This window comes from Campylobacter sp. IFREMER_LSEM_CL2101, assembly GCF_025771825.1.
Lineage (GTDB): Bacteria > Campylobacterota > Campylobacteria > Campylobacterales > Campylobacteraceae > Campylobacter_D > Campylobacter_D lari_C.
Map to the genome: position 1 here is coordinate 98194 of NZ_JAKMQZ010000001.1, position 21361 is coordinate 119554.

Here is a 21361-nt window from a genome sequence, read left to right on the forward strand (position 1 = left end):
CTTAGAGATTGTTTTTAAGTTTTTGTAAATACCTATAGACGCTAGGTTCTGATATATTAAGTGATTTAGCAACTATAGGTATGCTTCCTTTGATGTTAAAAATTCCTTTTGAATGAAGCTTTTTAATAATCTCATCTTTTTGCTCGGTGCTTAAGCTATATCCTGAATTTAAATATTTTAAGTCTATGTTTTCAGCTAAAATATCTTCTATAGAATGGCTAAGTGTTTCTATATTACTCACATTGTGTAAATTTACATTGTTTTGATTATGAATATCTAATAAATCACTAAAATCATTGATTTTTTCAAGTTCTATGATTTTGCTAATAGCATTTCTAAGCTCTGTGGTATCGTGATTTATACATAAAATTCCCACGATTTTATTTTGATTTTTAATGAAAAAAGTTGATCCAGTAACGATCTTAGACTTTCCAACCTTTGCTTTATAATCACATAAAAAATCTTTGTTTAAATACTCTTTTTCTTGTACAAGCTCACTTGCAAAAGAGGTTAGTGGAGAATTAATGGTTCTTCCGCTAATGTGGTTATTTGCAATGGCTGCTATATATGAACCCTCAGGTGCAATCACATGAAAAACGATTTCATATTGATCCCCAAGTACTTGCCCTAAAAATTGAGTGAGTTTGATAAATAATTCTTTTTGTTGCTCATCCATGATCTAGACCTTTTTGTTATTTTTTGTTATTTTACAAAATATTTTCATCAAAGTTGTTAATATTTATAACAATAAAAAAAATTATTATTATGATAAAAAAATATTGACAATTTATTATTATGATGATAATATTATATTATGATTTCATTTAAACACAAGGAGTATACATGGCAAATTATCCAAAGGCTATAGGACCATATTCAGCTTATAGAGAAGCTAATGGTTTGTTATTTATTTCAGGACAACTTCCTATTAATCCAGAAAGTGGAAATATAGAAAGTGAAGATGTGAAAGAACAAACAAGACAATCATTGTTAAATATTAAGGCTATATTAGAAGAAAATAATCTTTATTTTAACAATGTGGTTAAAACGACTTGCTTTTTAGCAAATATTGATGATTTTGTGGCTTTCAATGAGGTTTATTCTGAATTTTTCGCAGCTCCATATCCTGCAAGAAGTGCTTTTGCGGTAAAAGATCTTCCTAAGGGTGCTAAAGTGGAGATAGAGGTTATTGCTCATAAAGGATAGAGCATGTTGGGTTTATTTTTTGCAGGATGTTCTGTATTTTTACTTGTATTTATGCTCTATAAAAAAATCAACGCTCATATGGCGTTGCTTTTAAGTGGTTTATTCTTGCTAGCTTTAGCAGGAATTTTTGGACTTTCTCCTATTATTAGTGAAAAGCAATCTTTGCATTTAGGTCTTTTTGATATTTTCCAAGTAGTAAATACCAAAATGTCAAGTACATTAGCAGGACTTGGACTTACTTTGATGTGTATAGCAGGATTTTCTGCTTATATGGATCATGTGGGTGCAAGCTATGCTTTATTTAAAGTATTTGAAAGACCTTTAAAGGCAGTAAAATCACCTTATATTTTATTGCTAGTTTCATATTTTGTAATCCAGTTTTTAGTGCTTTTTATACCTTCACATGCAGGTTTAGCACTTTTGCTTATGGTTACAATGTATCCTATTTTGGTGCGCTCAGGCGTTTCTAAGCTTTCTGCACTTTCAATTATCGCTATTTGTCAATACATTGACCATGGTCCAGGTAGTGGTAATGTGATTTTGGCTGCAAAAACAGCTGAAATTGATCCTGCGGTATATTTTGTGCATTATCAGCTTCCTACAACTGTGCCTATTATCATAGCAGTAGGTATTGCGATTTATTTTTGCTCAAAATATTTTGATAAAAAAGAAAATTTCACATTTAACCGTGATGATGTTGAAAAAGAATTAGCAGAACATGATGGCAAAAGTGAAGAGCTTAAAAAGCCACCTAGAATTTATGCAATTTTACCTATTATACCTTTAGTATTGATTTTGGGCTTTAGTAGTGTTTTAGATAGCATTATGGTGCTAATGGGGCTTACCACTATGGAAGAGGTTAAAGCAGCTTCATCTACTGCTATTAAAATGAATGTGCCGGTTGCTATGATGATTTCAACCTTTATAGCGATTATTTTTGAAATCATTCGTTATAGAAGTTTGATTGATACTTTAAATTCTATTATGGTATTTTTCAAAGGTATGGGGCATTTGTTTGTAATCACAGTTTCTTTGATCGTTTGTGGTCAAGTTTTTGCAAGCGGACTTTTATCAGTTGGCTTTGTGGATACTTTAATAGGTTTTGCAAAAGATGCAGGTTTTGGAGTGCTTGCTATTATTATAGCAGTTTCTATTTTGCTTGCTGTATGTGCATTTTTAATGGGTTCAGGAAATGCAGCATTTTTTTCTTTTGCGCCACTTATCCCAAATATAGCAAAATCTTTTGGCGTTGAAACCATAGCTATGATAGCACCTATTCAAATCATGACAGGTTTTGGTAGATGTGTTTCGCCTATTGCACCTGCTATTTTGGCAATTTCAGCTATGGCTAAAGTAAATCCATTACAAGTTGTAAAAAGAACAGCTATTCCTATGCTTGTAGCTGCTATTGTTAATGTGATTATGACTTATATTTATCTATAAAAAGGAGTACAAAATGAACAACAAAACTAAATTAATCCACCTAGGAAGAGGCGATCAAAATGCCGAAGTAAGATCAGTCAATCCAACCTTAATGCGTGCATCAACTATACTTTTTAAAGATCATGCAACTTGGCAAAAATACCGCGAGCTAAGAAAAACAGATCGTGTTTTAAGTTATGGTGCTAGAGGAACGGCTACAAATTTTGAACTTGAAAAACTAATTTGTGCGCTTGAAGGAGGCCATAGAGCGCAACTTTTCCCAACAGGACTTGCAGCATTAGCTATGGTGCTTTTAAATTATGCTAGCAAAGATGCTCATTTTTTAATCACTGATGCTATTTATGGGCCTGTTAGAACAATTTGTGATTTATTTTTAACTAAAATGGGTGTAGAAATTGACTTTTTAAAAGCTGATGCTTCTGATGTAGAAGAAAAAATCAAACCAAACACAAAATTAATCCTTTGTGAAAGCCCAGGTTCTATACTTTATGAAATCATAGACTTGCCAAAACTCTGTGAAATTGCGCATAAACATAACATACCAGTAGCGATTGATAATACTTATTCAAGTGGATATTTTTTAAATCCGCTTGAGCTTGGCGTGGATATTTCAGTGATTGCAGCGACTAAGTACTTAAGTGGGCATTCAGATGTTACTATGGGTATAGTAGTAATTAATGAAAAAGAATGGAAAAATTTTGACAAACTACCAGAAGCTTTAGGATTTACTACAAGTCCTGATGATGCTTATTTAGTACTTCGTGGTATGAGAACTTTAGATGTAAGAATGAAAGCTCATGAAAAAAGTGCAGATGAGGTAGTAGAGTTTTTACAAAGTAGAAAAGAAGTTAAAACAATTTTTTATCCAAAATTAAAAACTCATCCAAACCATGAAGTTTTTATGCGCGATCATAAAGGCGCTAATGGTATGGTAACGATTGAATTTGCAGATGGTATTTCAAAAGAACAAGCTATTGAGTTTGTAGATAATTTAGAATATTTTTCAATCGGTGCAAGCTGGGGTGGATATGAGAGTTTAGCTACTGTTACTACTCCGCCAAGAACAGCAACAGATTGGAGTGCTAGAGGGCCTTTTGTGAGATTTCATATAGGTCTTGAAGATAGTAAGGATTTGATTGCTGATTTAAAACAAGCATTTGAAAAAATAAATTTTAAAGGATAAAACATGGGTGTGAGTGTATTTGATATGAGGTTGCTTCAAGATTCTTGGAGCACCCCTGCAATGAGAGCTATTTTTAGTGAAGAAAATAGAATTCAAAAATGGCTTGATGTAGAAGCTGCCCTAGCAAAAGCTCAAGCAAAACTTGGCATTATCCCTAATGAAGCAGCTATAGAAATAGCTAAAAAAGCGCATTATAAATTTATGGATATGGATTTTATTTTTGCTGAGTTTAAAAAAACTAAACACCCTTTAGTGCCTACTGTGCGTGGTTTAGAAAAAGCTTGTGAAAATGGTCTTGGTGAATATGTACATTTTGGTGTAACAACGCAAGATATCATTGATACAGGTATAGTTTTACAATTTAAAGAAGCTATGACTTTAATCAAGCAAGATTTAAAAGATATAGCTAAAAATTTAGCAAAAATCGCAAAAGAGCATAAAAACACTGCGATGATGGGAAGAACCTTAGCTTTACAAGCTTTACCTATAACTTTTGGACACAAAGTTGCAATTTGGCTTAGTGAGCTTAATCGTCACTATGAAAGAATTATCGAACTTGAAAAAAGATTATATGTAGGATTAATCGTAGGTGCAGTAGGAACTAAAGCAAGTTTAAGTGACAAGGCTAATGAAGTAGAAAAACTTACTTTAGAAAGCTTAGGTTTAGAAGTTCCTGATATCTCATGGCAACCAGCAAGAGATCGTTTTATCGAGCTTGGTTATGTTTTAGGCAATATCAATGCAACCTTTAACAAAATCGCACATCAACTTTTAATCTTAGCTCATAATGAAATCGATGAAATTGCTGAGCCTTTTGGAAAAGGTCAAGTGGGAAGCTCTACTATGCCTCATAAAAGAAATCCTGCAGTAAGTGAAAACGCAGTGACTGTAAGTAATGCCCTAAGAGCTAATATTGCAATTTTAAGCGATATAGAAAGACATGAGCATGAAAGAGATGGTCAAGTTTGGAAAATGGAATGGAAGCTTTTACCAGAAGCGTTTTTAATGCTTTCAGTGGTATTGGCAAATATGAAATTTGTCTTTGATGATTTAGAAGTTAAAAAAGACAAAATGTTAAAAAATCTTGATACGCTTAATGGCTTTGTATTAGCAGAACGCGTGATGTTTGCTTTGAGTGATCATTATGGTAAGCAACATGCACATGAAATTGTTTATGAAAATGCTATGAGAGGCATAGAAAATCATAAAACTTTCAAAGAAGTTTTACTTGAAGATGAGCGTGTAAATAAGGTTTTAAGTGAAAAAGATATTGATGTTTTAATGGATGCTACAACTTATGTAGGTTATGCACCAAAATTAGTTGATGAGTTCTTAGAAAAAATCGCTAATGCGCCAATTCTAAAGTAGGAAAAAATGTATTTAAGTGAAAAACTAGCCGAATTTATCGTAAATTTAGACTATGAAGCTATTCCTAGTGAAGTAAAGCAAAGAGCAAAAGAGCTTATGCTTGATGCACTAGGAACAGCCCTAGCTGCTAAAAATGAAGCTTGTGTTTTAAATGCAACTAAGGCTTTTGAAGCTTTAAGCGTAAATCCTAATGAAAAAATTTGGAGTGAAGATAAAAAGCTTGATGTAATTTATGCTGCGATGGTAAATGCCATTGCAGCGCATGCCCTTGATTTTGATGATACTCATACTGAAGCTATTTTGCACGCTAGTGCTATTTTAACTCCGCTTTGTTTAACTTATGGATTTAGCGTAAGTAAAGATGGAAAAAAAGTTTTAAAAGCTTTTATAGTTGGTTGGGAAATTGCTGCTAGAGTGGGTATAGCAAGCAAAGGAAGTTTCCATAAACGCGGCTTTCATACTACAGCTATAGCAGGAATTTTTGGTAGTGTAGCTGCAAGTTGTGTTTTACTTGATTTAAACAAAGAACAAATCATCAATGCTCTAGGTTTAGCAGGAAGTTTTGCAAGTGGGGTAAATGAGTTTTTATCTAATGGTTCTAATTCTAAAGTTTTACACATAGCTAATGCTTTGAAAAATGGAATTTTAGTAGCAAATTTCGCAAAAGCTAATATGAGCGGTCCTTTGAGTATATTTGAAGGAAGGGATAATATCTTTAGAACTTTTGGCTTAGAAGATGAGTGTGATAAAAATGAACTTTGTAAGGGCTTGAATGAAATTTGGCAAGTAATGCAAGTTTCACTAAAACCTTATCCAAGCTGTCATTTTGCACATGGGCTTATTGATTGTGCTATGAGTTTAAGAAATGATGGCTTAAAAGCACAAGATATCAAAAGTTTGCATTGTTTTGTAGATGAGGTGCCAATTTCATTTATCTGTGATCCAATAGAAGCAAAATACACTCCACAAAGTGCTTATGCTGCCAAATTTTCCATGCCTTTTTTAATGGCTTTGGCATTTTTTGATGGCAAGATCACTTTAAAATCTTATGAAAATTTAAATAGAGCTGAACTAATAGAATTTACTAAAAAAATTAGCTATGAAAAGAAAAAATCTAGTGGTTTCCCTAAATACTTTCCAGGACATTTAGAAGCTGTTTTAAATGATGGAAGAGTAATTAAAAAAGATGTACTGATTAATAAAGGAAATTTTGATAATCCTTTAAGTTTTGATGAATTAAAAGATAAATTTCTTTCTAATGCTAGCATAGCACTTTCTTTAGAAAAGGCTGAGGAATTAGTCAAAAAGCTTCAAAATTTAGAAAATCTAAATGATTTTGATTTCTAGCAATCTCATTTTTTGAGATTGCTTATTATTTTAAAAAAGAAATAATTTAATTTTTTATATAATGTTTTATCTTAGTTTTTGTAAGGAAAAACATGACTTTAGATACATTAAAAGATAATGAAGAAGCTATTATAGTAGGCTTTGAAGCAGATAAACAACTCCAAGCAAGACTATTTAGTTTTGGTTTTGCAAAAAACAAAAAAGTTAAAAAAATTCGCTCTTCTATTGCAAATTCTACTATTATGGTAGAGCTTGATACAACTTGCGTGATTTTACGCTCAAGTGAAGCAAAAATAATACAAATTTCAAAAGAGTTTTAATGAAAGAAATCATTGTTGCTTTAGTGGGTCAGCCAAATGTCGGTAAAAGTTTATTGATTAACGCACTTTGCAAAGCTAATATGAAAGTTGGAAATTTTAGTGGTGTTACGGTTGAAAAGGCTGAGGCTAGATTAGTTTATAAAAATTATGAGTTTAAATTTATAGATTTACCAGGAACTTATGCATTAGATGGTTATAGTGAAGAAGAAAAAATTACAAAAGATTTTTTAAAAAAGGGTAAATTTGATCTTGTAGTAAATGTACTTGATTCTACAAATTTAGAGCGTAATTTGATTTTGAGTGCATCTTTAATAGAAGCTAAAATCAAAATGATTATGGCTTTAAATATGCAAGATGAAGCTAAAAATGAAGGTTTTAGTATAGATTTTAAAATTTTATCCCAACTTCTAAATACACCTTGTCTTGGCGTGTGTGCTAAAACTAAAGAAAATCTAAATGCACTTTTGGATTTAATCATTTTAACCCATGAAGCTAAATTTGAAGCCAAAGAGCGTGTTTATAGTGATATCATAGAAGAAGAACTTGCAAAAATAAGTGAATTTTTAAATCAAAATGAAATTACATATTTAGATTTTTCTACAAAAGATTTAGCACTTGCTTTACTTAAAAATGAAGCTAATATAGTCATTTCACACGCTTTGAGAAAAATACTTGATGAGGCTTTAGAAAAAATTTATATGGCATATCATAGCAAAGATATAGAAAGTATTTTTAAAGAAGAGCTAATTGCTTTTGCAAATGGTATATGTGCTAAGGTTTTAAGTAAGGGTGTTAAGTATAAAAATCATACCAAAGAAATAGATTCTATTTTAATTAATAAATTTTTAGGAATTCCTATATTTTTGTTTTTTATGTGGGCTTTATTTCAACTAACCTTTACTTTAGGTCAAATCCCTATGGATTATATAGAAATGTTTTTTGCTAATTTAGGTGATATGGTAAAAAATAATATTAGCAATGAATTTATCGCTTCAGCCTTAGCTGATGGTGTTTTAGGTGGGGTTGGTGCGGTTATAACTTTTTTACCAAATATTATGATTTTATTTTTTGGTATAGCCTTGCTTGAAACAACTGGATATATGGCTAGGGTTGCATTTTTATTAGATGGAATTTTATACAAATTTGGCTTACATGGTAAAAGTTTCATCCCTTTAATCACGGGTTTTGGTTGCTCAGTACCTGCATTTATGGCTACAAGAACTTTAAAAAATAAAAAAGATAGATTATTAACTCTTTTTATTATTAATTTTATGAGTTGTGGCGCAAGACTTCCTGTATATGTGCTTTTTGTTGGAGTGTTTTTTCCTGCTGATGTAGCGGGAAATTATCTTTTTGGGATTTATCTTTTGGGTGCGTTTTTGGGTTTGATTGCAGCTAAAATTTTAAGAATGAGTGCTTTTAAAGGACAAGATGAACCCTTTGTAATGGAAATGCCAAAATATAGAATGCCAAATTGGAATTTGGTATGGTTTATGGTGTTTAATAAAGCCAAAATGTATTTAAAAAAAGCAGGAACATTTATTTTAATAGCTTCTTTGCTTATTTGGTTTGCGAGTAATTTTCCTGCACAAGAAAATAATACTCAAGATGCTTTAACTCAAGAGCTTCAAATAGAAAATAGTTATCTTGGACAATTTGGTAAAGCAATAGAGCCTATTTTTGCACCACTTGGCTTTGATTGGAAACTTAGTGTATCTTTGGTAAGTGGTTTAGCTGCTAAAGAAGTGATGATTTCTACTATGGGTGTGCTTTATTCTTTAGGTGATGAGGTTGATGAAACAAGTTTAAATTTACAAGAAGCTATAAAAGAAAACATCCCTTTTAGCACAGCAGTAGCTTTTATACTTTTTGTTATGATTTATAATCCTTGTTTTGCAGCAACTATAGTTTTTGCTAAAGAAGCGGGAAATAAAAAATATGCATGGTATCTTTTTATATTTACATCTTTATGTGCGTATTTGATTGCTTTTATAGGGATTAATATTACAAAATTGATAATTTAATCATCTTTATGATGATTAAATTTCCATTTTTTGCTCTAAAGAGTATTGCCAAAAGGCTGTTTCAAGCCTTATGGTAGTATAAAAAATTTCGTTTAATTTTTTAAATTTTTCTTCACTAATGCTATTTGCATAAGAATTAAAAAAGTCTTTAAATTCTTTGATTTCATCTTGAAATTCTTTACCCGCATAGGTTAAAATCCACTCTTTGTAAGGGTGATTTTCTAAGCTTTGTTTATTAAGTCCTTTATAAATTTCTTCTCCTATGTATGCATAACCTATAGCACAAGCACTCAAAGCACACAGCATATCTAAATAATCTCCATTTTGTCCCACGCTTAATAAGTATCTTGTATAAGCAATATTAGTTAAACTTTCATCTTTATAATTTAGTTTTTCTACATCAATGCCTAGTTTTAAAATACTTCTATGAAGCTCTAATTCTCCTTCTAAAGTGTAGTTTTGATTTTTAATAGCAAATTGAATTTCTTTAGCATTATTTGCATTTAAAGCAAGCAAAGCATAGCATTTTGCATAATTATTTAAAAAGATATAATCTTGTTTAAGATAAAACAAAAATACATCTTTTTCTAAAGTGCCATTTTGAAGTTTTTTTACAAATTCATGATGGATGTATTGATCCCAAGTTTTTTTATTTTCTTTTTTAAGTCTATCCAAAAGCATTAATTTCCTTTGTTAAAAATTAAGCTTTTATTTAAACACAGATAATTAAATTTTTTGTAATAATCTTTAATTTTTAACTTTTTAAACAAGAAATTTATTTTTTTATTGTAAAATGTGGTTTAATTTTTTAAACTAGGAGATAAAAATGGCAATTTTTGATGATGTAAAAAAAGTAGTTGTTGAGCAACTTAGTGTTGATGAAGATGCAGTTAAAATGGAATCTAAAATCATTGAAGATTTAGGTGCAGATTCTTTAGATGTTGTTGAATTAGTTATGGCTTTAGAAGAAAAATTTGATGTAGAAATTCCAGACAGTGATGCTGAAAAACTAGTAAAAATCGAAGATGTTGTTAATTATATAGAAAATCTTCAAAAATAATTTTAATTTTTAATAAGGAGTGCGGTTTGAAACGCGTTGTAGTAACAGGTATAGGAATGATCAATGCCCTTGGCTTAGACAAAGATAGCTCATTTAAAGCAATTTGTGATGGTAAAAGTGGCGTTGATAAAATCACTCTTTTTGATACCACTGATTTTCCAGTGCAAATTGCTGCTGAAGTGAAAAATTTTGATCCTTTAAGTGTCTGTGATGCTAAAGAGGTTAAAAAAATAGATCGTTTTATACAACTTGGTATTAAAGCAGCAAGAGAAGCTATGGAAGATGCTAAATTTGATGAAACTTTAAACAAAGAAGAATTTGGTGTAGTTTCAGCAGCTGGTATAGGTGGTTTACCAAATATAGAAAAAAATTCTGTTACTTGTGCACAGCGTGGACCACGTAAAATTACTCCTTTTTTCATACCATCAGCTTTAGTTAATATGCTTGGCGGGATTATTTCAATTGAGCATGGATTACAAGGACCAAATATCTCATGCGTAACTGCTTGTGCAGCAGGAACTCATGCTATAGGCGAAGCTTATAAAAGCATAGCTTTAGGCAATGCAGATAAAATGCTTGTAGTAGGTGCTGAAGCAGCCATTTGTGCTGTGGGTATAGGTGGCTTTGCTGCTATGAAAGCTCTTTCTACTAGAAATGATGATCCAGCTAAGGCTTCAAGACCATTTGATAAAGAAAGAGATGGTTTTGTAATGGGTGAGGGTGCCGGTGCTTTAGTGTTTGAAGAGTATGAGGCTGCTAAAAAGCGTGGAGCTAAAATTTATGCTGAGTTAGTAGGTTTTGGCGAAAGTGCAGATGCACATCATATCACTTCGCCTACTTTAGAAGGGCCATTGCGTGCTATGAAAAAAGCTTTAAAAATGGCAGGAAATCCAAAAGTAGATTATATTAATGCGCACGGAACTTCTACTCCGGTAAATGACAAAAATGAAACGGCAGCTATTAAAGAACTTTTTAAAGATCAAATTCCTTTAGTTAGTTCTACAAAAGGTCAAACAGGACATTGTTTAGGTGCTGCTGGTGCTATTGAAGCTGTTATTTCTTTAATGGCACTTGATCAAGGTATATTACCACCAACTATCAATCAAATCGTAGCAGATGAAAACTGTGATCTTGACTATATACCAAATACTGCAAGAAAAAGCGAAGTTAATGTTGTAATGAGCAATTCTTTTGGTTTTGGTGGAACAAATGGTTGTGTGATTTTCAAAAAAGTAGATTAATATGGCTTCTTATTTAGATTTTGAAAAAAATATTCAGCAAATTGATGAGGATTTAGCAAATGCTAAAATCAAAGGCGATGATGAAGCAGTAAAAATTTTAGAAAAAAACCTTGAAAAAGAAACCCAAAAAGTTTATAAAAATTTAAGCGATTACCAACGCTTACAGCTTGCAAGACATCCTGACCGTCCTTATGCGCTTGATTATATTCAAGCTATATTAAGTGATGCTTATGAAATTCATGGCGATCGTGCTTTTAGAGATGATCCTGCTATTGTGTGTTATGCAGGCTATATAGGTGGCAAAAAAGTTATTGTTATAGGTGAGCAAAAAGGTAGAGGTACTAAAGACAAGCTTCATAGAAATTTTGGTATGCCTCATCCTGAAGGTTATAGAAAAGCTCTAAGAGTGGCAAAAATGGCTGAAAAATTTGACATACCGGTGTTGTTTTTAGTAGATACTCCAGGTGCTTACCCAGGAGTAGGTGCTGAAGAGCGTGGTCAAAGTGAGGCTATAGCTAGAAATTTATATGAGTTAAGCGCTCTTAAAACAATCACTATAGCAGTGGTTATAGGTGAAGGTGGAAGTGGTGGTGCTTTGGCTATAGGAGTAGCTGATAAACTTGCTATGATGAAAAATTCAGTTTTTTCTGTGATTTCACCTGAGGGTTGTGCTGCTATTTTATGGAATGATCCATCAAAAAGTGAGGCTGCTACTAAAGCCATGAAAGTAACTGCTGATGATTTAAAAACTCAAGGTTTGATTGATGATGTTATCGAAGAGCCAATGAGTGGAGCTCATAGAGATAAAGAAAATGCGATTAAAAATTTAAGTGATTATGTCTTAAAAGCTATAGGAGAATTAGAACAATACGATAAACGCGAATTAGCCGCATTAAGAATGCAAAAAATCTTTAAATTTGGGGCTTTTTCTGAATAATTTGCATTTTTATGCAAATTTCAACTTTTTTTAAAAAAACTATTGTATAATTACAACTTCAATTCAGTGGTTGGATAGCTCAGTCGGTAGAGCAGCAGACTGAAAATCTGCGTGTCGGCAGTTCGATTCTGCCTCTAACCACCATTCATTTTCTATTATAAAAATTATCTAATTCTTGAAGTTCATTTTCGTTAAATCCTGCTTGAATTCTAGCTGTTTTGTTATATACTTTTCCTAAAAGATTAAATTCTTTATATTTGGCGCAAAGATCAAGATAACTATCATTTTCATTTTTTGCATAATTCCACCAAAAATCCCCTTTATTTACATGTTTAATCTCATCATTTAATATAATGGTAAAAATTTCACTAAATAAACTTTTTATAGGATGATTAGTTGTGTTTAATTTTTCTAAGACAAAAGGATTAGCATCAAGTCCTTTTGCTTCAAGTCCTCTATGCACTATGCCCATTCTGTGAGCAAGATTATCTTTGGTTAAAAATAAGGCTTTTTCAAGATTATCATGCGCATGGAAATCTCCATATTTAAAACCAAGTTCATTTAAAGTTTTTTCTAAAAGTAAAAAATGCTTAATTTCTTCATCAGCTACTTCAAGCCAATCTTGATAAAATTTCAATGGCAAGTTTTTAAATCTATAACTAGCATCTAAAGCTAAGTTTATAGCACTATATTCTATATGTGCAACTGAATGTAATATTTTTGCTAAAGATAAAGTGCTATTTGCTTCTTTTGGACGCCTTATTTTCATAGGATGAAGGATTTTAACTTGTGAGTTTTCACAAATGATCGCTTTATGGGAATGATTAAAATCATACAAATTAGATTTAAAATTTTCATAAAATACATTAAATAATTCAATCTTTTTAAAAATATCTTTATGATATAAAATTTTTTCTAATTCCTCAAAAAAATTTCTTTTCATTTTTAAACCTTGTTAAATATTATATAAGATAAAAAAGTATAATATAAAAATTTTGAAAATTTAAATAAGGTTTGCTAAAAATATGTTTAATGTCATACATGCTCTTTTTTTTAGAGAGTTAAAGACAAGATTTGGTATTAATAAATATTTGGGCTATTTTTGGGTAATCGGAGAGCCTATGATGGTGGTTTTAGTAATCACTTCCATTATAACAGCTATAAGAGAATTTCATCATCAAATCATGCCTGAGGGTGTTTCTATCTTTTTATTTTTAGCAGTAGGGATTATACCTTTTTTTATGTTTAGAAGTATTATTACTCAGCTTTTAAATGGTATAGGATCAAATTTAACTCTTTTTGCTTATAAACCTATTCGTCCCATACATGTTTTTATTGCAAGAGCATTGCTTGAATTTTGTATTTATTTTACTATTTTTATTTGTGTAATGTTTTTAGCAGGTTGGTTTTTGCATATGCAAGTTATACCTAAGCATTTTTTAGAAGTGATGTTTTCGCTTTTTTTGCTTGTGGTATTTGGCTTTGCTATGGGAATGTGTTTTGCTATAGCAGGACATTTTGCAGAGCCTTTAAAAATGGCATTAAATTATTTAAATATAGTTTTATACTGGACAGCCTTGGTGGTATTTCCTATATGGATAGTTCCAAAACCCATTTTAGACATTTTATATTACAATCCACTTTTGCATATTATGGAACTTTTAAAATATAATTTTTTTCAAAATTATCCATTGCTTGATGATTATAATTATTATTACCCTATTGCATGTTTGAGTGTGATTTTGTTTTTGGGATTGTTTTTTTATTATTTTACTAGAGAAAAGTTGATAGCGGTACGATGATAAAATTAGTTAATTTAACCAAATCTTTTCCTTTACGCAATGGTGGAAGACATTATGTTTTTAAAAACTTAAGTTTTGAATTTCCTGAAAATTGTAGTATAGGTTTAATGGGACGCAATGGTGCTGGAAAATCTACTTTAATGAAGCTTTTAAGCGGCTCATTGCTTCCTGATAGAGGTAAGATTGTCACTAATAAAAAATTATCTTGGCCTCTAGGCTTAGCAGGTGCGTTTCAACACAGACTTTCAGCAAGGGACAATGCACGTTTTGTGGCCAGAGTATATGGTTATAAAGGAAAGGCTTTAGAAGAAAAGATTAAATTTGTTGAAGATTTTGCTGAACTGGGTAAATTTTTTGATGAGCCTATGAATACTTACTCAGCAGGTATGAGTGCTAGGATATCTTTTGGCTTAAGTATGGCATTTGATTTTGATTATTATTTGATTGATGAAGCAGGTGCCGTGGGAGATCCTAAATTTAGAGAAAAAAGCTCTAGAATCTATAAAGAAAAATTAAGTAGGTCAAAAGTTATCATGGTTTCACATAATGTAGCTGAAATTAAACAATGGTGTGATAAAATTATATTCATGCAAGATGGACAAGCTACTATATATGATGATGTAGATGAGGGTATAGCGGTGTATCAAGGAAAAATAAATGCAAAATGATTTATTAAAAAAGTTTAAAAATTTAAAGATACTTAATTCTTTTAAAATAGTATTGATTTTAACAGCATTTGTTATATTTTATTATGTTTTTATAGCAGCAAATCGCTATGTGAGTGAAAGTGTTTTAAGTGTGAAATCAACCACAGGAGATAGCGGAGCTATCACAGGCATTGCTGCACTTTTGACTAATAATTCTTTTTCAAACGAGGATATAACTTTCTTAAAATCTTACATCCATTCTTTAGATATGCTAAATATCTTAGAAGAAAAAATCCAAATTCGCGAGTTATATCAAAAACAAAAACTTGATTTTTTTTATAGTATTTCTTCATCAGCTGACCAAGAGGATTTTTTAAAATATTATCAAAACCGTGTTAAGATTATTCAAGAAAATTCAGCCAATGGGCTTTTACGTGTAGAAGTAGAAGGTTTTGACCCACAAAGTGCACATTTAATAGCTTCAACTATAGTTAAAGAAAGTGAAAAATTTATCAATGAAATTTCACACAAAGCAGCAAGAGATCAAATGCAATTTGCTGAAGAAGAGCTTTTGCAGTTTAAAAAAAGATATCAAAAGGCTAAAGATGAGCTTTTAGCTTTTCAAAATAAATATGGGGTATTTGATCCACTCAAACAAGCAGAAGGTACGCTAAAACTCATAGCTGAACTTGAATCAAAAATAGCAGCCAAAGAAGCTGAACTTTTGATGATGCAAAGTTATATAAATGATAATGCACCGCAAATTGTTACCATAAAAAGTGAAATCACAGCTTTAAAAAAACAACTTCAAAAAGAAAAATCTAAAGTTTCATCTCCAAAATCTTCTCAAAAACTTAATGATCTTGCAGCTAAATTTCAAGATCTAACTATAGAAGCAGGTTTTGCAGAAAGCGCTTATACAGCTGCATTAAAAGCTTATGAGAGTGCTAGGATAGAAGCTTTAAGAAAGATAAAACAAGTGGTTATAGTGCAAAGCCCAAGTTTACCTCAAAGTGCTAAATACCCAGAAGCTTTGTATAATATACTCACGGCTTTTATGATTTTATCTTTGATTTATGGAATTGTTAAATTTATTAAAATGATTATAGAGGAGCATAGATACTAATGAAAAAGATATTTTTATTTTTACTTTTACCTTTGTTTTTATTTTCTGCGGTAGATGTTTCTCAAATTGCGAAAATTCAAAATCAGCCATTAACTCCATCTTTAGAGCCACAAATTATAAATTATGATAACAACCAAAGTGATTTTAATCAAACTCAAGCTCCGATAACTAAAGTTTTTGGTGCGCATTTGTTTAATGGTAATTTCACTAAATTTACCCAGCATGTTTACAATCCTGATTATAAACTAGCAGTAGGCGATAGGATTAATGTAAAAATTTGGGGTGCGGTAGAGTTTATACAAACTTTAACAGTAGATTCTCAAGGAAATATTTTCATACCAAAAGTAGGTGCTATTAATCTTTTGGGTGTGAAAAATAGTGCTTTGGTGCAAGTTATTACAAAAGCTATTAATAAAATCTATAAAAGCAATGTCTATGTATATGCGGACATGGATATTTATCAAAATGTATCGGTATTTGTTACAGGAAATGTAAATCAACCTGGTCTTTATCAAGGATTAAGTTCAGATTCTATTATACAGTATTTAGACAAAGCAAGCGGTATTAATTTAGAATATGGTAGTTTTAGAGATATTCAAATTTTAAGAGATAATAAAGTCATTAAAAAGATAGATTTATATGACTTTTTACTTAAAGGTCAACTTGATCTTTTTCCTTTTAGAATGGGCGATGTGATCTTAGTGGGTAGTGTGCAAAAGTATGTTTTTGTAGAAGGAGATGTGCAAAAACCTTTTAGATTTGAGTTAAGTAATGATATTTTAAATTTAGAAGATATAGCTAAAGTTGCAGGAGCTAAGCCTATAGTAACTAATGCAGTGGTAAAAAGCTATAGAGATGATCATAAATTACACGTAGATGCTTACAGCAAAAAGCAGTTTTTAGGTGTGAAGTTATACAATGGTGATGAGATAGAATTTAGACCTGATTATACTGCGCAAAATATTAGCATTAGCATAGAAGGTGAGCATAGTGGTTTGCACTCAGTGGTGATAAAAAAAGGCACAACTTTAGCTGAACTTGCTAAAATGATTACAATTAATGATCAATCAAACATTAATGCCTTGCAAGTTTTTAGAAAAAGCGTAGCGACTACTCAAAAACAGCTTATTGAGGCTCAACTTAAAGAGCTTGAAACGCTAGCTCTAACAAGCTCTTCGGTAAATGCTGAACAAGCTAGTATTAGAGCTACTCAAGCTAAGACGATTTTAGAATTTATTGCGCGTGCAAAGCAAGCTCAACCAAAAGGACAAATCGTTATAGACAATGTCAAAGCGTATAATTCTATAGTATTAGAAGAAGGTGATGTAGTAAATGTACCTAGTAAAAATAATCTTGTTTTAGTTCAAGGTGAAGTTTCTATACCAGGTGCATTTGTATATATGGATAAAGAAAAATTAAGATATTATATCAATCTAGCAGGTGGTTTTAGCGATAGAGCTGATATATCAAGAGTTTTAGTAATCAATGCTAATGGTAAAGCAACTAAATATAGTGGTAGAAGCTCAGCGGATATCAAAGCGGGAGATTCTATTTTAGTTTTACCAAAAGTAGATAGTCAAAATTTACAAATCTTTAGCATGCTAACACAAATTTTATACCAAATAGCTATTGCAACTAATGTAGTGTTAAATATATAGGAATTTAGATGAGCCAGATAGATGCGATTAAAATAGCCAAAGAAGTTTTTGAGATAGAATCAAAAACGATTTTAGATTTATGTGATAATTTAGATGAAGGTTTTAATAAAGCCATTGAGCTGATTTTATCTATCAAAGGCAGATGTGTAGTAAGTGGCATGGGTAAGTCAGGCCATATAGGAGCTAAGATAGCTGCAACCTTGGCTAGCACAGGTACTCCAAGTTTTTTTATGCACCCAGGTGAAGCTTTGCATGGAGATCTTGGTATGCTTACAAGCGAGGATGTGCTTTTGGCTATTTCAAATTCAGGAGAAACTGAAGAGGTTTTAAAACTTATACCAGTGATTAAAAAAAGAAAAATTCCTTTAATTGTTATGGCGGGCAATCAAAACTCTACCCTAGCTAAACAAGCAGATATTTTTATAAATATAGCAGTAAAAAAAGAAGCTTGTCCACTTCAATTAGCTCCAACTTCTTCTACCACGGCTACTTTAGCCATGGGTGATGCTATAGCAGTAGCTTTAATGAGGGCAAGGAATTTTAGACCTGGTGATTTTGCTTTATTTCATCCAGGGGGAAGCTTGGGTAGAAAGCTTTTAACTAGAGTAGGTGATTTGATGGTATCAAATAATCTACCTATAGTAAGTCCTGAGAGTGAATTTAATGAGCTAGTTGATGTGATGACTAGTGGTAAGTTAGGACTTTGTATAGTGCTTGAGAATGAAAAGCTAGTTGGGATCATCACGGATGGGGATTTAAGAAGAGCATTAAGAGCAAATGACAAGCCAAGATTTGATTTTAAAGCTAAAGAAATCATGAGCGAGAGTCCAAAAACCATAGAAGCAAGTGCTATGGCAAGTGAGGCAGAAGAGCTTATGCTAAAACATAAAATCAAAGAAATAGTTGTCACTCAAGATGAAAAAATAGTGGGTATCATACAACTTTATGCGATAGGAAAAATTTGATTTCTTATAATATTAATTTTTTGATTTATAATCAAACAAAAATGTTAAGGAATTGCTTATGATAAAAATACTTTTAATAGGTTGCGGACAATTAGGATCTAGGTATATGCAAGGTTTTTTCAATTCAAATCGTGAAATTATAGTCCAAGTACTAGAACCCAATGAATTCTCAAGAGTTAATTTAAACAATACACTTTGTGATGATATCAATAAGAAAGGTAAGAAATATTTTTTTATAGATTCTATTGATGAGGTGTATGAAGATATTAGTTTTGCTGTGATAGCAACTTCTTCCGATGTAAGATATAAAATTTTTGAAGAGTTGGTCAGTAAAAAGCGAATTAAAAAAATTATTTTGGAAAAAGTTTTATTCCAAAAAGAAGAAGAATATTACAAAGCATTAAAACTTATTAATGAAAATAATATACAATGTTGGGTAAATCACACTAGAAGAATGTTTCCTTTTTATAGAAGAATTCAAGATAATTTAAAAGATAGTAAATATCTTTCTTTTTCTATTTCTGGTGGTAGTTGGGGTATGGCTTGTAATGCTTTACATTTTTTGGATTGTATAGAATTTTTATCGCAGAGTAAGATAGATTCTATAGATTTATCAAATGTAAATAAGGCATTATATTCTTCTAAAAGAAAAGGATTTTTAGAGATAAATGGTATTATTACAGGAAGAACCAATAGGGCTTTATTTTCTTTAACTTCGATGGAAAATTGTTCTCCTCTTCTTATTGATATTTGCTTAGATGATATGCGTATTATTGTTGATGAAAATAAAGGTCTTTATTATATTCAAGGAGAAAATAATAATTGGGATAGATTTGAATGTTTTGAAGAAAAAATTTGTTATTTTCAAAGCGAGCTAAGTGCAATCTTACTTGAAGATATATTGAATGATTCTTGCCAACTTCCTGAATATAAAGATGCTATGGAATTACATTTGAAATTTATACTTCCTTTGATTGCACATATTAATAGTTTTGGTAAAAATAAATATGATTACTGTCCAATTACTTAAAAAATTTAAAGGATATTGAAATGGTATGGCTTGTTGGTTGTGGTCAAATGGCTCAAGATTATATTAAAGTTTTGCAGGCTCTTAATGTTGATTTTTTATGCATTGGAAGAGGAGAAAGTAGTGCAAATGTATGTAAAATGAAAACTAACAAAGAGGTTTTTGTTGGAGGATTGCAAGAGTTTATTCTTATGCAAAATGGTAAAAAACCTTCTCATGTAATTGTTGCGACAAATGTTGAATCATTATTTGAAAATTGTCTTTTACTTCTTAAGTATGGAATAAAAAATATTTTATTAGAAAAGCCAGGATCTTTAAGGTATAGTGAATTTTTGCTTTTAAATGATGAGGCTAAAAAGATAAATTCTAATATTTATGTAGCATACAATAGAAGATTTTATGCGTCTGTTTTGAAGGCAAAAGAATTGATTTTAAAAGATGGGGGTGTAAAATCCTTTAATTTTGATTTTACTGAGTGGAGTCATGTGATCGAAAAATTAGATAAGTCTTCATTGGTAAAAAATAAATGGTTTTTGTGTAATTCTACACATGTTGTTGATTTAGCTTTTTTTCTTGGTGGTAAGCCTAAAAAATTAACCTCTTATACAAATTGTGCTTTAGATTGGCATCCTTCAGCTTCTTCTTTTTGTGGATGTGGAGTTAGTGAAAATAATGCTTTGTTTGCCTATCAATCTAATTGGAAGAGTCCTGGAAGGTGGGTTGTTGAAATATTAACAGATAATTATAGATTAGTTTTTAAACCATTGGAAAAACTTCTTATACAAAATAAAGGTGAAATATCTATAGATTTTTATAATAATATTGATTATGCTTTGGATACAGAATATAAACCAGGACTTTATTTGCAATTAAAGAATTTTTTACATAATTTAACAGATGATTTATGTACATTAAATGAGCAAATTGATATGCTTAAATTTTATTATAAAATAGCTAATTATACAGTAGATTAAAAAATTATTTTAAGGTAATAGATAATGAAAAATATACTAGTCACAGGTGCAGATGGTTTTATAGGTTCACATTTAGTTGAAATGCTTTATACACAAAGTAAAGACAAGGATTCTTTGTTTTATGGTTATAAAATTAAAGCTTTAAGTCAGTATAATTCTTTTAATTATTGGGGTTGGCTTGAAGATATAGAGTGTTTAAAAGATATTGAAGTAGTTTGTGGAGATATTAGAGATCCACATTTTTGCAAAAACATCACTAAAGACGTAGAAATTATTTTTCATTTGGCAGCCTTAATAGCCATACCTTTTTCTTATGTTGCTCCAGATAGTTATGTAGATGTTAATATAAAGGGTACTTTAAATATCTGCCAAAGTGCATTAGAAAATAATGTAAAGCGTATTATTCACACAAGTACAAGTGAGGTTTATGGTACGGCTTTGTATGTACCTATTGATGAAAAACATCCTTTGCAAGCACAAAGTCCATATTCGGCAAGTAAAATAGGTGCTGATGCTATGGCGATGAGTTTTTATAATGCTTTCAATCTCCCACTGACCATAGCAAGACCTTTTAATACCTATGGTCCAAGGCAAAGCGCAAGGGCGGTGATCCCAACTATCATCACTCAAATTGCAAATGGAGTTAAACAGATAAAGCTTGGAGATGTAAGTCCTACTAGAGATTTTAATTATGTAAAAGATACTTGTTTAGGGTTTTTAGAGTTAGCTAAATGTCAAAAGGCTATAGGTGAAGTGGTAAATATAGGATCAAATTATGAAATAAGCATAAAAGATACTTTAGAACTCATTAAAAAACTTATGAGATCAAATGTAGAATTTATCACAGAAAATGAACGTATCAGGCCTGAAAATAGTGAAGTATTTAGACTATGGTGTGACAATAGCAAGATTAAAAGCCTTACTAGCTTTTCACCACAATATGATATAGAAAAAGGCTTAGTTCAAACTATAGAGTGGTTTAGTAATCCTTTAAATTTAAAAAAATACAAAAGTGATATTTATAACATATAAT

Annotated in this window: 21 protein-coding genes and 1 tRNA gene; 19 read left to right on the forward strand and 3 right to left on the reverse strand. The window is 30.9% G+C overall.

The window, feature by feature from the left end; all coding sequences use genetic code 11:
- Position 1: 1 nt before the first annotated feature.
- Positions 2-676, reverse strand: a complete 675-nt coding sequence (locus tag L8V88_RS00545) for a YheO-like PAS sensor domain-containing protein (protein WP_039617503.1) — start codon at positions 674-676, stop codon at positions 2-4.
- A 167-nt stretch (positions 677-843) separates the two neighbouring features.
- Here L8V88_RS00545 and L8V88_RS00550 point away from each other — a divergent pair, with 167 nt between their 5' ends.
- The 7 genes from L8V88_RS00550 (at position 844) to feoB (ending at position 8891) form a co-directional block, all read left to right on the forward strand.
- Positions 844-1206: a Rid family detoxifying hydrolase gene (locus L8V88_RS00550; RefSeq protein WP_012661024.1), complete on the forward strand. Its 363-nt coding sequence runs from the start codon at positions 844-846 to the stop codon at positions 1204-1206.
- 3 nt (positions 1207-1209) lie between these two features.
- Positions 1210-2649 carry a C4-dicarboxylate transporter DcuC gene (gene dcuC, locus L8V88_RS00555; RefSeq protein ID WP_263724405.1) on the forward strand — a complete coding sequence of 480 codons (1440 nt, stop codon included), beginning with the start codon at positions 1210-1212 and terminating at the stop codon, positions 2647-2649.
- Positions 2650-2662: 13 nt separating this feature from the next.
- Complete coding sequence (gene metC, locus L8V88_RS00560; RefSeq protein WP_263682646.1) at positions 2663-3832, forward strand: cystathionine beta-lyase; 1170 nt, start codon at positions 2663-2665, stop codon at positions 3830-3832.
- A 3-nt stretch (positions 3833-3835) separates the two neighbouring features.
- The gene (purB, locus tag L8V88_RS00565; RefSeq protein ID WP_263726357.1) at positions 3836-5200 is read left to right on the forward strand and encodes an adenylosuccinate lyase; all 1365 of its coding nucleotides are present in this window, start codon (positions 3836-3838) and stop codon (positions 5198-5200) included.
- Between the two features lie 6 nt (positions 5201-5206).
- Positions 5207-6547 (forward strand): MmgE/PrpD family protein, encoded by a 1341-nt coding sequence (locus tag L8V88_RS00570; protein ID WP_263726358.1) that lies wholly within the window; start codon positions 5207-5209, stop codon positions 6545-6547.
- Between the two features lie 92 nt (positions 6548-6639).
- Entirely contained in the window at positions 6640-6867 is a 228-nt protein-coding gene (locus tag L8V88_RS00575; RefSeq protein WP_039625344.1) for a FeoA family protein, read from the forward strand.
- Entirely contained in the window at positions 6867-8891 is a 2025-nt protein-coding gene (gene feoB / locus L8V88_RS00580; RefSeq protein WP_263726359.1) for a ferrous iron transport protein B, read from the forward strand. The genes L8V88_RS00575 and feoB overlap by 1 nt, the downstream gene beginning before the upstream one ends.
- Before the next feature lie 15 nt (positions 8892-8906).
- Here the strand turns inward: feoB and tenA are convergent, their stop codons facing one another.
- On the reverse strand, positions 8907-9572 hold the full coding sequence (gene tenA / locus L8V88_RS00585; protein ID WP_263726360.1) for a thiaminase II: 666 nt from the start codon (positions 9570-9572) through the stop codon (positions 8907-8909).
- A 145-nt stretch (positions 9573-9717) separates the two neighbouring features.
- Between tenA and acpP the strand changes: the two genes are divergently transcribed.
- From acpP to L8V88_RS00605, 4 genes are all read left to right on the forward strand, one after another.
- Complete coding sequence (acpP, locus tag L8V88_RS00590) at positions 9718-9951, forward strand: acyl carrier protein (RefSeq protein ID WP_039617517.1); 234 nt, start codon at positions 9718-9720, stop codon at positions 9949-9951.
- Positions 9952-9977: 26 nt separating this feature from the next.
- Entirely contained in the window at positions 9978-11192 is a 1215-nt protein-coding gene (locus L8V88_RS00595) for a beta-ketoacyl-ACP synthase II (RefSeq protein WP_039627924.1), read from the forward strand.
- 1 nt (position 11193) lies between these two features.
- Positions 11194-12129 (forward strand): acetyl-CoA carboxylase carboxyltransferase subunit alpha, encoded by a 936-nt coding sequence (locus L8V88_RS00600; protein WP_263726361.1) that lies wholly within the window; start codon positions 11194-11196, stop codon positions 12127-12129.
- A 68-nt stretch (positions 12130-12197) separates the two neighbouring features.
- A tRNA-Phe gene (locus L8V88_RS00605) sits at positions 12198-12273 on the forward strand.
- Between the two features lies 1 nt (position 12274).
- Here L8V88_RS00605 and L8V88_RS00610 read toward each other — a convergent pair.
- The gene (locus L8V88_RS00610) at positions 12275-13072 is read right to left on the reverse strand and encodes a ferritin-like domain-containing protein (RefSeq protein ID WP_263726362.1); all 798 of its coding nucleotides are present in this window, start codon (positions 13070-13072) and stop codon (positions 12275-12277) included.
- A gap of 82 nt (positions 13073-13154) precedes the next feature.
- Here L8V88_RS00610 and L8V88_RS00615 point away from each other — a divergent pair, with 82 nt between their 5' ends.
- Genes L8V88_RS00615 through L8V88_RS00650 form a run of 8 tightly spaced genes read left to right on the forward strand, consistent with a single transcriptional unit; the run spans position 13155 to position 21360 of the window.
- Entirely contained in the window at positions 13155-13931 is a 777-nt protein-coding gene (locus L8V88_RS00615; RefSeq protein WP_263669521.1) for an ABC transporter permease, read from the forward strand.
- The gene (locus L8V88_RS00620; RefSeq protein ID WP_263726363.1) at positions 13928-14599 is read left to right on the forward strand and encodes an ABC transporter ATP-binding protein; all 672 of its coding nucleotides are present in this window, start codon (positions 13928-13930) and stop codon (positions 14597-14599) included. Before L8V88_RS00615 ends, L8V88_RS00620 begins: the two co-directional genes overlap by 4 nt.
- Complete coding sequence (locus L8V88_RS00625; protein WP_263726364.1) at positions 14589-15704, forward strand: capsule biosynthesis protein; 1116 nt, start codon at positions 14589-14591, stop codon at positions 15702-15704. The genes L8V88_RS00620 and L8V88_RS00625 overlap by 11 nt, the downstream gene beginning before the upstream one ends.
- Positions 15704-17362 (forward strand): polysaccharide biosynthesis/export family protein, encoded by a 1659-nt coding sequence (locus tag L8V88_RS00630; RefSeq protein ID WP_263726365.1) that lies wholly within the window; start codon positions 15704-15706, stop codon positions 17360-17362. The genes L8V88_RS00625 and L8V88_RS00630 overlap by 1 nt, the downstream gene beginning before the upstream one ends.
- Before the next feature lie 8 nt (positions 17363-17370).
- Entirely contained in the window at positions 17371-18327 is a 957-nt protein-coding gene (locus tag L8V88_RS00635) for a KpsF/GutQ family sugar-phosphate isomerase (RefSeq protein WP_412175393.1), read from the forward strand.
- 58 nt (positions 18328-18385) lie between these two features.
- Positions 18386-19357, forward strand: a complete 972-nt coding sequence (locus L8V88_RS00640) for a Gfo/Idh/MocA family oxidoreductase (RefSeq protein ID WP_263726366.1) — start codon at positions 18386-18388, stop codon at positions 19355-19357.
- A 20-nt stretch (positions 19358-19377) separates the two neighbouring features.
- Positions 19378-20328, forward strand: coding sequence for a gfo/Idh/MocA family oxidoreductase (locus L8V88_RS00645; protein WP_263726367.1), 951 nt, complete (start codon positions 19378-19380; stop codon positions 20326-20328).
- A 24-nt stretch (positions 20329-20352) separates the two neighbouring features.
- A complete protein-coding gene (locus tag L8V88_RS00650) occupies positions 20353-21360 on the forward strand; it encodes an NAD-dependent 4,6-dehydratase LegB (protein WP_263726368.1) in 1008 nt (335 codons plus the stop codon).
- The last annotated feature ends 1 nt before the right edge of the window (position 21361 follow it).